This is a genomic window from Rhizobium sp. K102 (genome assembly GCF_022385315.1).
Lineage (GTDB): Bacteria > Pseudomonadota > Alphaproteobacteria > Rhizobiales > Rhizobiaceae > Rhizobium > Rhizobium croatiense.
In genome coordinates, this window is record NZ_CP092436.1 from 3,848,087 (window position 1) to 3,863,003 (window position 14,917).

Annotated in this window: 13 protein-coding genes; 6 read left to right on the plus strand and 7 right to left on the minus strand. The window is 61.2% G+C overall.

What is annotated here, in order from left to right:
* Positions 1 to 6 precede the first annotated feature (6 nt).
* Positions 7 to 648: a LysE family translocator gene (locus MHI61_RS24900; protein ID WP_239790978.1), complete on the minus strand. Its 642-nt coding sequence runs from the start codon at positions 646 to 648 to the stop codon at positions 7 to 9.
* Between the two features lie 84 nt (positions 649 to 732).
* Positions 733 to 1,584 (minus strand): SDR family NAD(P)-dependent oxidoreductase, encoded by an 852-nt coding sequence (locus tag MHI61_RS24905; protein WP_239790979.1) that lies wholly within the window; start codon positions 1,582 to 1,584, stop codon positions 733 to 735.
* A 176-nt stretch (positions 1,585 to 1,760) separates the two neighbouring features.
* Here MHI61_RS24905 and MHI61_RS24910 point away from each other — a divergent pair, with 176 nt between their 5' ends.
* Positions 1,761 to 2,984 (plus strand): argininosuccinate synthase, encoded by a 1,224-nt coding sequence (locus MHI61_RS24910; protein ID WP_097580576.1) that lies wholly within the window; start codon positions 1,761 to 1,763, stop codon positions 2,982 to 2,984.
* 153 nt (positions 2,985 to 3,137) lie between these two features.
* Here MHI61_RS24910 and MHI61_RS24915 read toward each other — a convergent pair whose 3' ends face one another.
* Both MHI61_RS24915 and MHI61_RS24920 read right to left on the minus strand, forming a co-directional pair.
* On the minus strand, positions 3,138 to 3,548 hold the full coding sequence (locus tag MHI61_RS24915) for a hypothetical protein (RefSeq protein ID WP_239790980.1): 411 nt from the start codon (positions 3,546 to 3,548) through the stop codon (positions 3,138 to 3,140).
* Positions 3,549 to 3,659: 111 nt separating this feature from the next.
* Entirely contained in the window at positions 3,660 to 4,511 is an 852-nt protein-coding gene (locus MHI61_RS24920) for a hypothetical protein (RefSeq protein WP_239790981.1), read from the minus strand.
* A gap of 461 nt (positions 4,512 to 4,972) precedes the next feature.
* Between MHI61_RS24920 and MHI61_RS24925 the strand changes: the two genes are divergently transcribed.
* A complete protein-coding gene (locus MHI61_RS24925; protein WP_239790982.1) occupies positions 4,973 to 6,271 on the plus strand; it encodes a mechanosensitive ion channel domain-containing protein in 1,299 nt (432 codons plus the stop codon).
* 55 nt (positions 6,272 to 6,326) lie between these two features.
* Here the strand turns inward: MHI61_RS24925 and MHI61_RS24930 are convergent, their stop codons facing one another.
* Positions 6,327 to 7,538 carry an adenylosuccinate synthetase gene (locus MHI61_RS24930; protein WP_239790983.1) on the minus strand — a complete coding sequence of 404 codons (1,212 nt, stop codon included), beginning with the start codon at positions 7,536 to 7,538 and terminating at the stop codon, positions 6,327 to 6,329.
* 58 nt (positions 7,539 to 7,596) lie between these two features.
* Positions 7,597 to 8,499 carry a hypothetical protein gene (locus MHI61_RS24935; protein ID WP_239790984.1) on the minus strand — a complete coding sequence of 301 codons (903 nt, stop codon included), beginning with the start codon at positions 8,497 to 8,499 and terminating at the stop codon, positions 7,597 to 7,599.
* A gap of 169 nt (positions 8,500 to 8,668) precedes the next feature.
* On the opposite strand from MHI61_RS24935, the gene MHI61_RS24940 reads away from it, so the two are divergent.
* A complete protein-coding gene (locus tag MHI61_RS24940; protein ID WP_097580579.1) occupies positions 8,669 to 9,337 on the plus strand; it encodes an NUDIX hydrolase in 669 nt (222 codons plus the stop codon).
* Positions 9,338 to 9,465: 128 nt separating this feature from the next.
* A complete protein-coding gene (locus MHI61_RS24945) occupies positions 9,466 to 10,107 on the plus strand; it encodes a LysE family translocator (protein WP_064683821.1) in 642 nt (213 codons plus the stop codon).
* A 1-nt stretch (position 10,108) separates the two neighbouring features.
* Here the strand turns inward: MHI61_RS24945 and MHI61_RS24950 are convergent, their stop codons facing one another.
* Positions 10,109 to 10,540, minus strand: coding sequence for a hypothetical protein (locus MHI61_RS24950; RefSeq protein ID WP_239790985.1), 432 nt, complete (start codon positions 10,538 to 10,540; stop codon positions 10,109 to 10,111).
* A 228-nt stretch (positions 10,541 to 10,768) separates the two neighbouring features.
* Here MHI61_RS24950 and MHI61_RS24955 point away from each other — a divergent pair, with 228 nt between their 5' ends.
* The gene (locus tag MHI61_RS24955) at positions 10,769 to 12,856 is read left to right on the plus strand and encodes a M3 family metallopeptidase (RefSeq protein ID WP_239790986.1); all 2,088 of its coding nucleotides are present in this window, start codon (positions 10,769 to 10,771) and stop codon (positions 12,854 to 12,856) included.
* A gap of 157 nt (positions 12,857 to 13,013) precedes the next feature.
* Complete coding sequence (gene typA, locus MHI61_RS24960; RefSeq protein WP_012485506.1) at positions 13,014 to 14,834, plus strand: translational GTPase TypA; 1,821 nt, start codon at positions 13,014 to 13,016, stop codon at positions 14,832 to 14,834.
* Positions 14,835 to 14,917 lie beyond the last annotated feature (83 nt).

The window sequence follows — 14,917 nt, forward strand, 5'->3', positions numbered from 1 at the left end:
CGGCCGCTATTTCGCCTGGGTGAGCAGGATCTTTGCGGCGAAGATCGAGAAGACGCCGGCGAAAGTATAGTCGATGCCGCGCAGCACCTTCCTGTTGTTCTGCAGCCAGGAAGCCAGCCAGTCGGCGGCAAGGATGACGCCGGCATTGACGGGCATGCCGATCAGGATAAAGCAAAACCCAAGGAACAGTAGCTTCTGCGTCACGGCGGGATCGCCGGCGCTGACGAATTGCGGCAGGAAGGTCATGAAGAAGATGATGACCTTCGGGTTCAGAAGATTGACCCAGAAGCCCGACGAGATGTTCGAAAGGGTGGTGCCCTTCTGCGCCTCGACCCTGGCGACGGTGAGCTTCGAGCCGAAGCGGATCGCCTGCACCGCCAGCCAGAGCAGATAAGCGGCGCCGCCGGTCTTCAGGATCAGGAAGGCGGTCGGCGAGGCGGTGATCAGCGCCGAAATGCCGAAGGCGACCAGCATGGTGTGAACGACGATGCCGAGGCTGGTGCCGACGACGACGAAGAGAGCGGAGTTCTTGCCCTGGGCCAGCGCGCGGCTGATCGACAGCGTCATGTCGGGACCGGGGGTTGCCGCGAGCAGCAACGTGGCGGCGGCAAAGCCGAGCAGCGTCGGCAGGCTGGGCAGGAGATCCATGGCACACTCCGAAAGCCGGAAAGACCTGACGATCTCTTAACCGGCTTTCGGAAAATTACCAATCAAACCTTCTGATGGCCTCCATTACTTCTGTTCCAAGAAGGCCTTGAACTTGTCGGCATGGTCCTTGTGCCAGCGCGACAGCGGCGGCCGGTTCTCGATAATGTCGCCCATCGCCCAGGCCATGCGTCGCTCGTCGACCGCGCGGCTCACGTCGTTGTCGGGGCAGAGGATATAGAAATCGCCGCGTGCGAGGCTTTCGACCATGAAATCGACCGTCTGCTCCGGCGTCCAGGCGCCGGCGGGTTTTTCCGCGCGGTCGCCCTTGGTGAGGCCGGTAAAGACGAAGCCGGGGATCAGCAGGTGCGCGGAGATCTTCGCTGCCGCGGTGTTGCGAAGCTCGTGCTCGAGCGCTTCGGTAAAGACTTTCACGCCAGCCTTGGAGATGTTGTAGGCCGGGTTGCCGGGCGGCGTGGTGATGCCCTGCTTGGAGCCGGTGTTGATAATCAGGCCGGGCTCGCCGTGCGACAGCATCTTCGGGCCGAAGACGCGCGTGCCGTTGACGACGCCCATCAGATTGACGGCGAAGATATGATCCCAGTTCGGCTGCGCGCTGAAGATCGAGGTCTCCGGGCCGATTCCGGCATTGTTCATCAGCACGTGCACGCGGCCGAAACGCTGGAGCACGGCGCGTTCGAGCGCTTCCAAGGAGTCTCGGCTGGCGACGTCGGTCTCGACCGCCATGACATCTTCTTCGCCGGCAATGGCCTTGAGTTCGTCGGCGGCTGTTGCCAGGCGGTCGCCGCCGAGATCGGCGATGGCGACGCTCATGCCGCGGCCGGCGAAATATTTCGCCGCCGCCAGGCCGATGCCGGACGCGCCGCCGGTGACGACCGCAACATTGGATTTCTTGAAAATGTCTTGAATATTCGTCACGGGCAGCCACTCCTCGAGCATTGTTCGGACGATGGCGAATATGGGCTCCGCTTTCGCGCTGTCAAACGCTATCGCGCCGGTGGCGCCGCACTTGCCCTTGCGTCACGCGCCAATCTCGCTAAAAGTGCCGCGATACCGGGTTTTCGCCGGCCTTTTATGCAACGGACCTCATCATCATGGCATCATACAAAGACGTGAAGAAAGTCGTTCTCGCCTATTCCGGCGGCCTCGACACCTCGATCATCCTGAAATGGCTGCAGACGGAACTCGGCGCCGAAGTCGTCACCTTCACCGCCGATCTCGGCCAGGGCGAAGAGCTGGAGCCGGCGCGCAAGAAGGCCGAAATGCTCGGCATCAAGGAGATCTACATCGAGGATGTGCGCGAGGAATTCGTCCGCGACTTCGTCTTCCCGATGTTCCGTGCCAATGCCGTCTATGAAGGTGTCTATCTGCTTGGTACCTCGATCGCCCGGCCGCTGATTTCCAAGCATCTGATCGATATCGCCCGCAAGACGGGCGCCGATGCGATCGCCCACGGAGCGACCGGCAAGGGCAACGACCAGGTTCGTTTCGAGCTCTCCGCCTATGCTTTGAATCCCGACATCAAGATCATCGCGCCGTGGCGCGACTGGGCGTTCAAGAGCCGCACCGACCTGCTGGCCTTCGCCGAACAGCATCAGATCCCGGTCGCCAAGGACAAGAAGGGCGAAGCGCCGTTCTCCGTCGACGCCAACCTCCTGCACTCCTCCTCCGAGGGCAAGGTTCTCGAGGACCCCGCCCAGGAGGCGCCGGAATATGTGCATATGCGGACGATTTCGCCGGAAGCCGCGCCCGACAAGGCGACGGTGATCAAGGTCGGCTTCCGCAAGGGCGACGCCGTGTCGATCAACGGCGTCGAGATGTCGCCGGCGACGTTGCTCGCAACGCTCAACACCTATGGCCGCGACAACGGCATCGGTCGGCTCGACCTCGTCGAGAACCGCTTCGTCGGCATGAAGTCACGCGGTGTCTACGAAACGCCCGGCGGCACGATCCTGCTTACGGCGCACCGCGCCATCGAATCGATCACCCTCGACCGCGGGGCCGCTCATCTCAAGGACGAGATCATGCCGCGTTACGCCGAGCTGATCTATTACGGCTTCTGGTTCTCGCCGGAGCGTGAGATGCTGCAGGCGCTGATCGACAAGAGCCAGGAGCATGTCGAAGGCGAAGTGACGCTGAAGCTCTACAAGGGCAATGTCATGGTCATCGGCCGTGAAAGCGAAAAGTCGCTCTATTCCGACAAGCTCGTCACTTTCGAGGACGACCAGGGCGCCTACGACCAGAAGGACGCAGCCGGCTTCATCAAGCTCAACGCGCTGCGCCTGCGCACGCTCGGCAAGCGCAACCTCGCGAAGTAATCACGCTTCGCTTTCGAACCGGATATGCGCCCGCCCGGCTTTGCCGCGCGGGCGTTTTCGTGGAAGCGGTAGCAAGCGTCCCTAGTCTCAGAACGTTTAAAATGACCGGATGCCCGGGATGTAGACATTCCGCGTGCGGGGTAGCCGCAAAATCTAGTCGCAGGTATCGGCGATCCTCTTCAGTTCGACTGCTGGCTCCAGAGTGACGTCGTCCTTCTTTCCGACGAAACGGTAGGTCCCGCGCCACAAGCCGTCCGCAGCTTCCGAAATGCGCAGCCGGTGATCGCCGTCCTTGCAACTCGCGTCATAGGCCAAGTCACCCATGTCGGTGAAATCCAGCTTGCATTTGGCGGCCTGCGCTTTCGGCAGAACCGGGTTCGTGTGGCTTATTACGGCCGTCTTGTCGTAACAAATCTGGAAGACCTGCTCATCGTTCTTCAGCTCTGGCGTGGGCACCGGCGTAAAGACCCTCACCTGCCAGAGTCCCGTGGGAAGGCCGCTCTCCCCAGCGAAAGCGGCGGCCGGGCTCAGCACGAATGCGGCGGCAAGAACACAGCGCATCATGGTTTTCGCTCTCCTCATTGGCACTCGCCAATCCGCTTGACCTGAACATCCGTGGCCGGCTGTGGCATGTCGGAATCGCCCTCGTAGACCTCGGTATAGGAGATCTGGCCACTAAAGCTTTCGCCGCCATTTTCCGGTTGGAGATGGAGCCCCCATGACGTGCCGATGCCGCCGTGGTCGCATTGTGCGCTCATCTGAACACCGCTGTCGTAGAAGTGGATCTTGTCGATCAGCACGCATTTGACGCCCGAGGGTTTGGGCATCAGCGGCAGGGTATCCGCGGTCATGTCGTTCTTGACACAGATGTCGCGGCTTGCGTTCCACCACCTTCATTTCCGTATCGGTATGCTGAAGGGTCTTCCAGGTGAAGCGCCAGAGGCCTCCCCATTCCGGTCGCTCCGTCGGCGTGCCTTCGGCGCGCGCCGGCGGGCTTTCCTGGGGCGTCGAGAGATCGGCCGTCTGCAACGCCAGCCGGCGCGAGAACCAGGCGCCGACGATGTTAAAGTCGTTGAAGGTGATGTGATACGGCTTGAGGATCTCATCCTGCTGCGCGAGTGCCGTGCCGGCGACCGAAACCTTGCGCCCGTAATAGACCTGTATCTCCCGGAATTTTTCCTCAGGCATCGGCTCGGTCTCCCGAAGCGGCGCCTGGTTCAGCACCGACTGGGCGACATCGCGGCCGAGCGCCGCATAGGTGCCTTGCGCCTCCTCGGCAAAATAAGCGCCGAACATTTCGACCATCGCGAAGGTCTGATCCTGTTTCATACGCTCGCTAAAGGTGGCGCCAGCCGCCTCATAACCGGCCCTGTCCGTCCCGAGCTTCTTAAAGATCGCCTCGTGATCGCCGTCCGGATCGAGGAACATCGCATAAGTGATGTGGCCGTAGGTGCGGTAGTCGATGCCGTTGACCGGTTCGAGCATCTTCACATCAAAACCGGCACGGCTGGCGGCGATCTTCGGCAACGATACCGGTGACGGGTTTTCGATGCCGGCCGGGGCGGAGTGAGATTGCGCCCACACGGAAGAGGGCAGGGAGGAAGCCATCACAAGCGATAGCGCTGCGACACCGGCAAATGACGGACGCGACATGATATTTATCCTCATTGAGCCGGGGACAGCGCGGCACGTCGGCGGACGCAGGCTCTCAGAGGAGCGACAGTCTTTCGATCGATCACTCCACTTGTCGCCCCGATGATGTTCAAGAATTTCTTTCCTGCGCGCCGTTTCCGCCGACTTAGATATGAAGGCCGCGCAAAAAGGAAAGGGTCGGTTCGGCGCGTCGACGCCTGTCGTGGTCGCGCTCCACGAAATTGGCGGCAACGATGTCAAGAAGAGTGAATGGGATCACCGGTGATCGTGGGGGAATTGAACAAAAATGGTGTCGACGCCCTTATCTGCCTTGAAGGGCTACAAAGGCCGGAACCATGGATGTCAGGCAGACAATCGACGCGTTCGAACAGTGGTTCCGAACGTTTGTCTTCAGCGAATGGACGCTCTACCAATTCGGGATTATCGCTGTCGGTTACGTCGCAGCGTCGTTCCTGGCATCACGCACTGAACCTGCGTTGGAAGCGAAAGCCAGGCGCATCAAAGGTAATCCGGACCTCTTGCGTGTCATAATCGCCTTCATGCGGCGCTTGAAGTGGCTCTTTCTTGCGGTATGGCTGTGGCTTGCAAACGTCGCTCTCACCCAAAACACCTGGCCGTCGCAACGGTGGCTCGTCTCGACCGCCCTGACGCTGACGGCGGCGTGGTTCATCATCTCCGTACTGACCAAGATTATCCATAATCCCACCTTGTCGCGTACGGTCGCAATCGTCAGTTGGAGCTACGTCGCGTTGTACGCGCTCCGGCTTGACGGTCCGGTGCTTTCCGCGCTCGATGGCCTGGCTGTCAATCTGGGGGCCGTGCGGCTCTCACTCCTTCTCGTGCTGAAAGCGGTCGTCTTGGCTGTCGCGCTCATCTGGGTGGCGGTTCTCGTCGGCAATGTCCTGTCCCGTTGGGTGCAGAGGTCGGGCGATCTTTCGCCATCGATTAAGGTCCTGATCAGCAAGTTCATAAAAATCGGCTTGATCATGATCGCCGGCGCAATTGCCTTGTCAGCGACCGGCATCGACCTTACGGCATTGACCGTTTTTTCCGGCGCAGTCGGCGTGGGAATAGGCTTCGGCCTTCAGAAAGTCGTATCGAACTTCATCTCGGGCATCATCATCCTGCTCGATAAATCCATCAAGCCAGGCGACACGATCACGCTCGGAGATACCTTCGGTTCGATCCGCGATTTGCGCTCGCGGTTCGTCTCGGTCATCACGCGTGACGGCAAAGAATACCTGATCCCCAACGAGGATTTCATTTCCCAACAGGTCGTCAACTGGTCGTTCTCCAGTGACTACGTCAGGATCGATGTCGACTTCGGCACGGCTTATGACAGCGATCCCCATGAAGTCGCCAGAATCGCAATCGCGACTGCCTCTACGGTGGATCGCGTTGCCAACGATTACAGGGCGCCGGTATGCTGGCTTACCTGCTTTGGCGCTTCGTCGCTTGATTTCCGGCTCCGCTTCTGGATCTCCGATCCCGCAAATGGTCTGACGAATGTCAGGGGCCAGGTGCTGATGGCGCTTTGGGACGCGTTCAAGGAAGCCGGGGTGTCGATCCCGTTCCCGCACCGGGAAATCATCATGAGGACGCCTGTCGAAATCAAGCAGTCGCGCCAGGACTAAGCGACGATATTGAGCCCGCCGGCAAATGCCGAGCGGGCTGTTATTGCTGCGTGAATTAGGCGACGGCTGCTTCGACATAGAGCCTGACGTCACGACGCCGCGGTCCCCAGCTCTCGGCCCAGAGCGGCAGGCCGACGAAATCGGCTATATCAGGCGCGGCCTTGACAGGATCAAGCCGGATTACTTCCTCTTGATCGGTGACGGCAAAGCCGTCTTCCGTCTGATCGAGACAGGTTACCGCCAGCCCGGCTTTGACCGCAATACCGCCGCGATCCGAGGTCAGATCATCTGCGATGGCCTTGCGGAGCATGAAGAGATCGAGCGGGGCGAGCCTTAGGCTACCTTGCCATTCGTTCGGTGCGTTGGTGGGGTCGACGACATTGACGCCAGGAAGTGTGGGAACCTCTCCCTTGAGGGGTCCGGCGCCGTGGCGAGTGGTGTAGCAGCGCGTCGCATATATCGCGTCCAACTCTGTGACGCCGGCCTCGGCGGCGATCGCGCGTATATTTGCTAGCCCGGTATTCGAACGGGTGACGTGAGGAAATGCGCCACGGTTCTGATCGAGGCATAGGCCTTGCGCCGCCTCGAAGATGACGGTGCCGCGTTCGCACAGCCGTCGGTCGGGCCACAGCGTGACGTGGTCGAGATAGGCGGCGCAATCAGCTTCGAAGCCGGCGATGGTGATGTCGTCAGCCAGTACGGCAGCCAGTTCTTCGGGTAAGGCGGTGATGCCGAGCGCGGCGAGCCGTCGAGGCACCCAGCCGTCGCGGATCGAAACAAGGCGGGCGTGCAGATCAGGGCGAAACAGGTCCTTTGTCGAAAGGGCGAATTCGGGTTGCAGGTTGCGCTCGATAGTCTCGCCGAAGCCGAGGCCGCAGCTTCCGTGGCGGGCAGTGCCCCGCGCCAATTCCACGGCCTGGTTGATCAGGACGTCGAAAGGTGTGGTGATCAGGGCGCGCGGGTCGCTGCTGGTCTGAGGCTTCGCACCCCGTTCATTGAGGGCGGCCAACTCGTCGAGAAACAGCATCGGGTGAGCGACGAAGAAGCGACTGAAGTGGGTGGCAGCTCCGGCAAAGCTACCCGAGCCGACATGGTGGAAGACGTGGCGGATGCCGGCGGGATCGACCACGGTATGGCCGGCTTGAGCGCCGCCATTGCTGCGAACCACCACCGCTCCCGGCGTCACCGCGGCAAGGCGATCGACCATTAGTCCCTTGCCTTCGTCGCCGTAAAGCGCACCGATCACGGCCTTTGCTTGGATACTCATCATTTTGCTCCTCGACGGCGCCCGGAGCGATCGCGCCGGGGCCTTTCAAATATCTCACTTAGAAGAGCGGCAGCAGGCGCCGGTTCTGGCGTTCGCCAATTGCCTTGGCCACGACTGCCGCCGCCGCATCCGGCCAGCTGGCAGCCACCTCGCCTACATCCCGGCCCTCGGTGATTTCGATGATCGAAACCACCAATTCGGCAATGCGCCTGTAGTCATCGAGCACGAAGGTGCGGCCGGGCAGCAGCGGCTGCCAACTCCGCAGCACCCGGTCAAGTCGCGTGGCTGCATAGCCCTCGCGGATGACGATGTGGAAGACCTCGTAGGATCTCTGCGCCATCGCTAGGCATTCCCGGGCGCTCAGACCGCGCGGTGGTTCGATGCCGAAGATGCGGGCGATCTGGTCGGCGGACAGTCCGTTGTGAACCGGCTCGTCACCGATGGTGAAGAGATACCCCTTGCGGCCGCGTCTTTCGAAGGCGTCGGTCGAGGTTTTGAGGGCTGCCAGAAGGTGGGCGGCGCTGTAGCTCTCGCCGTTATTGCCGCCGCCATTGCCTTCCAGCCACAAGGCGCGGATCTGGCTGGCAAGCGAGATATCGGCCTCGAACTGGGTGGCCTGCAGGGGTGCGGCATCGGTGAACGCATCGCCGACCGCCGCCACCATGATGTGCGGATCGGATACCGGCCGGCGGTCGTAGATCTCCGATGTCAAGGTGATGAGCCCGCCGCGCATAAGCTCGTGGGCGATCATGCCCATCGAGCCGGTCACATCCGAAGCCAGAATGATCGGAGTCGATTGCGGATTGTAGGCGCTGTCGCGGCTCTCGCGAGTGGAAAAGCGCGCCGGATCGAACCGCGGATCGATGCCGGTGGCGCCGAATATTTCCGACCGGCTGCGGCCGTCCACATGGCGTGCATTGTAGGCCGCCCAGTCTGCGGTGCTGAAACGTCCCATACCCATGGCATAACTCCTTTGCTGGCTGTCTTGGCGATCCGGCTCGGGCACCTCGCCTGCCGTCGTCATAGACAAGATATAGACTTGCAAATTGCACTTTGCAAGTTGCTATTTGCAAATTGTCTTTTCCCGGACTGGCCGCTATGAGGCTACGAAGGGCGGCAGGAACATTCTGATGGCAGAGGCTGAATTCGCACGACCGATCGTGACGGTCGACATCGTCTTACTGACGCTACACGAAGGACGGCTATGCGTGGCGTTGCTTGAGCGTCCCGCCGAGCCGTTTGTCGGCGATCCGGCGCTGATCGGCGGCTATGTGCACACGGATGAGGACGCCGACGCGGAGGCGGCGGTCCGGCGCATCCTTCGTTCCAAGGCAGGGGTCGAGGGCATATTCTTCGAGCAGCTCCGGACCTTCGCATCGGCACGACGAGATCCTCGCGACTGGTCGGTGTCGATCGCGTATTTTGCGCTGGTCCCACGGGGAGCTTTAGCAGGTGGCGCCAGTCTGCTGGAGTTGCGGCCAGTCGAGGCCGCAGGCAAGCTGCCCTTCGACCATAATGAAATCGTGGATGCCGCGTTGGAGCGGCTGCGCGGCAAAGGCGCCTATTCGACCATTCCGGCGAGGCTGCTTCCTGCCGTCTTTACGATGTCGGAACTGCAAGCAATCTATGAAACGGTGATGGGCGAACGGCTGGATCAAAGTGCCTTTCGCCGCAAGATCAACGATCTGGATCTGCTCGAGGTGGTCGAGGGCGAAAAACGCCAGACCGAGCGGGCCCGACGACCGACGACGCTCTATCGGCTGAAGACGCCGGTCGCCGTGTTCGACCGAAGAATTTGAGTGCATCAGTCGCCACCCATCGGATCGTGGGAACGAGCATGGTGAAAATGTCGAGCGCGGGCGAGACGCTTCCCTTGACGGGTGGCCACGATCGCATAGTCTGCCCCAATCACCCTCGGAGCAGTCCCATGACGCAGTCCCTGCTGTTCGGCGCCTTCCTGGCGGCGCTTTTCTACGTGCTCATCCCCGGACCCGCTTTCCTGCAACTGCTCGGCATCGGCGCCGGGCAGGGGCGCAAGGCGGGTGCCTTCTTCATGATGGGGCACCTAGTCGGGGATCTGATCTGGTCGTCGCTGGCGCTGATCGCGATCGTCGGTGCGAAGACGATCGGGACCTTCGTCTTCGATCTGCTCGGCCTCGCCTGCGGTTTCTATCTTGCCTGGATCGGCTGGAGCGCGGTCAATGCCAAGCCGAAAGCGGAAGGGCAGCCGCTGGTCATGGTCGAGCGGCCGTTTCGCCGCGGCCTGATCTTCGGCGTCACCAATCCGAAGGGTTATCCGGTGGCGCTCGCCACCTTCACCGCGCTGGTCGCCGGCTCTGCCGGCGCGCTCGATTTCGAGGCGCTGCCGGTGCTTCTCGGCGTGTCCTTCCTGGGATTCGTGACTGCCGACGTCATCCTGATCGGCATTATCGGCGCAGGCGCGGTGCGGCGCTTCTATCGCGCCCATGAACGGCTGATCGTACGCTGCTCCGGCGTCCTCTTCATGGGCTTTGCCGCCCAGGCGCTATGGCACGCGACGCCCGGCCTCATCGGCTGGCGCAAGGCCTGATTCAGCCGTCCAGGAAATTGACCACCAATTTCAGCGTCTGAACGTCGTTGGGATCGCCGATCGACATGGCGACTTGGAGCTGATTCTTGTAATAATCGAGGAAATTGAAGCTCGTGCCGTCGGTGACGCCGGAGAGGTCGATGATGTTGCCGAGCGGATCGATTGCGTGCATCGGCAGAGGCTCGGAGATCGCGGCGTAGGTGTTCTGATCGATCACGCCGCTGTCGAAGCTTTGGCGGGCGTAAGTGCGCAGCTCTCCGGGGCTGACGGCAGTAAAATCAGGCCCCTCGTCGGGATTGTCTTCGATCTGGAACGAGACGGGGGCCGGAGCCTTGATCTCGATGTGAATATCGGCAGTCTTCGAATTTTTTGCGTTATTAGGGTTGTTCTTAAATAGCAAACTCTGAGAAGACCGCAGGGAAAAAATTTCCATGGCGCATGTCCCCTGGCAGGAAGATCACCCGGAAACTAGCGCTTGTGCGTGATTCGCGTCAATCGTTAACAAATAGTTAATTTGTAGGTGACAAATCTTGTCCACCAAATCTGGCTGACGTGCATCAGATCGCTAGGCGAGGCGAAAGCCTGGCCGCCGCAACATACCAATTCCACGGCGGCCCTCCTATATTGACCCATCCATTCGCATACCAAAAGGAATTCTCCCATGCCTTCTCCCCATGATTTCAATCCGGCGCTCACCAACTGGGACGGCCTGCACGGCCTGCCGCGTTTCGACGCCATCGATGACGGCGATTTTGCTGCCGCCTTCGATGCGGCGCTGGCCGCGCATGAACAGGAAATCGACGAGATCGCCGGGAACAGCGATGCGCCGACCTTCGACAACACGGTGACGGCGCTGGAGATTGCCGGCGATGCGCTGTCGCGCGTTTCGGCGCTATTCTGGAACAAGGCGGGTGCGCATACCAATGATGTGATCCAAACGCTGGAGCGGGAAATCTCGCCGAAGATGTCGCGCCACTATTCGAAGATCGGCATGAATGCCGCGCTTTTTGCCCGCATCGACACGCTCTGGGAGAAGCGCGAGAGCCTCGGCCTGACGCTGGAACAGACGCGGGTGCTGGAATGCCATTGGAAGGACTTCGTCAAGTCGGGCGCCAAGCTCGAGAAGGCCGAGCAGGAGAGGCTTGCCGAAATCAACGAAAGGCTTGCCGGCCTCGGGACGCAATTCGGCCAGAACGTGCTGGCCGACGAAAAGGCCTGGGCCTTGGTGCTTTCCGACGGGTCCGAGCTCGACGGGTTGCCGGAATTCCTGCGCGACGCGATGGCTGCGGCGGCGCGCGAGCGCGGCGAGGAGGGCAGATTTGCGGTGACACTCTCACGTTCGATCATCGAGCCGTTCCTCACCTTCTCGGAGCGCCGGGATTTGCGCGAGCAGGCCTTCAAGGCCTGGGTGGCGCGCGGTGAAAACGGCGGAGAGACGGACAATCGCGCCGTCATCCGGGAAACGCTGGCGCTGCGCCATCAGGTGGCGAGCTTGCTCGGCTACGGCAATTTCGCCGAGCTGAAGCTCGACAACACCATGGCGAAGACGGCGGAAGCGGTGAACGGCCTGCTGAAAGCGGTCTGGGCGCGGGCGGTGAAACGCGCCGGCGAGGAGGAGATCGACATCGCGACGCTGATCGCCGAAGAGGGCCGGAACCACGAGGTGATGCCCTGGGACTGGCGCCACTATTCCGAAAAGATCCGGGCCCGGAAGTTCGATTTCTCCGAGGCCGAGCTCAAGCCCTATCTGCAGCTCGAGAAGATCATCGAGGCCTGCTTCGACGTCGCCGGCCGGCTGTTCGGCATCCGTGCGGTCGAGAAGAAGGGCGTCGCCGCCTATCACCCTGAGGTCAGAGTGTTCGAAATCAGGGACCGCGGGGACAGGCTGGTCGCCCTGTTCCTCGGCGACTATTTCGCCCGCGGTTCGAAACGATCCGGCGCCTGGATGAGTTCGCTGCAGTCGCAGCACAAGCTCGAACTGAAGAACGGCCGCCACGGCGAATCGCCCATCATCTACAATGTCTGCAATTTCGCCAAGCCGGCCGAAGGCAAGCCGGCGCTGCTGTCGCTCGACGATGCGCGCACGCTGTTCCACGAATTCGGCCATGCGCTGCATGGCATGCTTTCGAATGTCACCTATCCCTCGGTTTCCGGCACCGGCGTCTCGCGCGATTTCGTCGAACTGCCGTCGCAGCTCTACGAGCACTGGCTGACGGTGCCCGCCATCCTGAAGCGTTATGCCGTGCATTTCGAAACCGGCGAACCGATGCCGCAGGCGCTGCTCGACAAGGTGCTGGCCGCCCGTACCTTCAATGCCGGCTTCAACACCGTCGAGTTCACCTCGTCGGCGCTGGTCGACATGGCCTTCCATACGCGCGAGGCGGTCGAGGACCCGATGGCGGTGCAGGCGGAGGTACTGGCCGAGATCGGCATGCCGAAATCGATCGTCATGCGCCACGCCACACCGCACTTCCAGCATATCTTTTCCGGCGGTTATTCAGCCGGCTATTACTCCTACATGTGGTCCGAGGTGCTCGACGCCGATGCCTTCGCCGCCTTCGAGGAGACGGGCGACGCCTTCAACGGCGACATGGCGAAAAAGCTCAAGGAAAACATCTATTCCGTCGGCGGCTCGGTCGATCCGGAAGATGCCTACAAGGCCTTCCGCGGCAAGCTGCCGAGCCCGGATGCGATGCTGCTCAAAAAGGGACTTTCGACCTTCGAGGAATTGACAGGCAGCGACGCCTAAGACAATTTGATGACAATCTGTGATGCGGCGGGGCGACGGCCTTGCCGCAGCTTTTGCGCGTTTCCCCCTTTCGCAAGCGCAAAAAAAACTGTATGGACGCCCCAAACTAATAGGCGCGTCCTCATGAGCGTGCGCCCCAGCCTCAGAGATTTCACATATGGCACTTCGCAATATCGCGATCATCGCGCACGTTGACCATGGCAAGACGACCCTGGTGGATGAGCTTCTCAAGCAGTCCGGCTCGTTCCGCGAAAATCAGCGCGTAGCCGAACGCGTGATGGACTCGAACGATCTCGAAAAAGAACGCGGCATCACCATTCTCGCCAAGGCGACCTCGGTCGAGTGGAAGGGTGTCCGCATCAACATCGTCGATACCCCCGGCCACGCCGACTTCGGCGGTGAAGTCGAGCGCATTCTGTCGATGGTGGACGGTGCGATCGTTCTCGTCGATGCGTCCGAAGGCCCGATGCCGCAGACCAAGTTCGTCGTCGGCAAGGCGCTGAAGGTCGGCCTTCGTCCGATCGTCGCGATCAACAAGATCGACCGTCCGGACGGCCGCCATGAAGAAGTCATCAACGAAGTCTTCGACCTCTTCGCCAATCTCGACGCGACCGACGAACAGCTCGACTTCCCGATCCTCTACGGTTCGGGCCGTGACGGCTGGATGAACGTCAATCCCGAAGGACCGAAGGATCAGGGTCTCGCGCCGCTTCTCGACCTGGTGCTCAAGCATGTTCCGGAGCCGACCGTCGAGGAAGGCCCGTTCCGGATGATCGGCACGATCCTCGAAGCCAACCCCTTCCTCGGCCGTATCATCACCGGCCGCATCGCATCGGGCTCGATCAAGCCGAACCAGGCCGTCAAGGTTCTCGGCCAGGACGGCAAGCTGATCGAAACCGGCCGAATCTCCAAAATTCTCGCCTTCCGCGGCATCGAGCGCACGGCAATCGATGAAGCTCATGCGGGCGACATCGTCGCGATCGCCGGCCTCTCCAAGGGTACCGTCGCCGACACCTTCTGCGATCCGGCCGTCTCGGAAGCCATGAAGGCGCAGCCGATCGACCCGCCGACCGTGACCATGTCCTTCATCGTCAACGACAGCCCGCTGGCCGGCACCGAGGGCGACAAGGTGACCTCACGCGTCATCCGCGACCGTCTCTTCAAGGAAGCGGAAGGCAACGTCGCCCTGAAGATCGAAGAAGCTGAAGGCAAGGATTCGTTCTACGTCTCCGGCCGCGGCGAACTTCAGCTCGCCGTTCTCATCGAAACCATGCGTCGCGAAGGCTTCGAGCTTGCCGTGTCGCGTCCGCGTGTCGTCATGCACAAGGATGAAAGCGGCCAGCTGCTGGAGCCGATCGAGGAAGTCGTCGTCGACGTCGACGAAGAACATTCCGGTGTCGTCGTGCAGAAGATGTCCGAGCGCAAGGCCGAAATGGTCGAGCTGCGTCCGTCGGGCGGCAACCGTCTTCGCCTGCGTTTCTACGCACCGACCCGTGGCCTGATCGGCTATCAGTCGGAGCTGCTGACGGATACGCGCGGCACGGCGATCATGAACCGGCTGTTCCACGACTACCAGCCCTATAAGGGTGCGATCGGCGGCCGCGTCAATGGCGTGCTGCTCGCCAACGCAGCCGGCGAAGCCGTCGCCTATGCGATGTTCAACCTGGAAGATCGCGGCCCGATGATCATCGAGCCGGGCGAAAAGGTCTATGCCGGCATGATCATCGGCATCCATTCGCGCGACAACGACCTTGAAGTCAACGTCCTGAAGGGCAAGCAGCTCACCAACATCCGCGCCGCCGGCAAGGATGAAGCGGTGAAGCTGACGCCGCCGATCCGCATGACGCTTGATCGCGCGCTCTCCTGGATCCAGGACGACGAGCTGATGGAAGTGACGCCGAAGAATATTCGTCTGCGCAAGATGTATCTCGACGCAAACGATCGCAAGCGTTTCGAAAAGTCGAAAGCGGCTCTCTGAGAGCGCAATGCATGTCGCCCGGGAGTGTGCAGCGGTTCCGGGATAACGAAATGCATAAACAAAGAGAGACATTCTCTGAAAAC

What these genes read in the sequence shown, in the direction of transcription:
- MHI61_RS24900 (WP_239790978.1), bottom strand. Translation starts at nt 648, where the DNA reads ATGGATCTCCTGCCCAGCCTGCCGACGCTGCTCGGCTTTGCCGCCGCC.
- MHI61_RS24910 (WP_097580576.1), top strand. Translation starts at nt 1,761, where the DNA reads ATGGCATCATACAAAGACGTGAAGAAAGTCGTTCTCGCCTATTCCGGC.
- MHI61_RS24915 (WP_239790980.1), bottom strand. Translation starts at nt 3,548, where the DNA reads ATGATGCGCTGTGTTCTTGCCGCCGCATTCGTGCTGAGCCCGGCCGCC.
- MHI61_RS24925 (WP_239790982.1), top strand. Translation starts at nt 4,973, where the DNA reads ATGGATGTCAGGCAGACAATCGACGCGTTCGAACAGTGGTTCCGAACG.
- MHI61_RS24930 (WP_239790983.1), bottom strand. Translation starts at nt 7,538, where the DNA reads ATGAGTATCCAAGCAAAGGCCGTGATCGGTGCGCTTTACGGCGACGAA.
- MHI61_RS24935 (WP_239790984.1), bottom strand. Translation starts at nt 8,499, where the DNA reads ATGGGTATGGGACGTTTCAGCACCGCAGACTGGGCGGCCTACAATGCA.
- MHI61_RS24940 (WP_097580579.1), top strand. Translation starts at nt 8,669, where the DNA reads ATGGCAGAGGCTGAATTCGCACGACCGATCGTGACGGTCGACATCGTC.
- MHI61_RS24945 (WP_064683821.1), top strand. Translation starts at nt 9,466, where the DNA reads ATGACGCAGTCCCTGCTGTTCGGCGCCTTCCTGGCGGCGCTTTTCTAC.
- MHI61_RS24950 (WP_239790985.1), bottom strand. Translation starts at nt 10,540, where the DNA reads ATGGAAATTTTTTCCCTGCGGTCTTCTCAGAGTTTGCTATTTAAGAAC.
- MHI61_RS24955 (WP_239790986.1), top strand. Translation starts at nt 10,769, where the DNA reads ATGCCTTCTCCCCATGATTTCAATCCGGCGCTCACCAACTGGGACGGC.
- typA (WP_012485506.1), top strand. Translation starts at nt 13,014, where the DNA reads ATGGCACTTCGCAATATCGCGATCATCGCGCACGTTGACCATGGCAAG.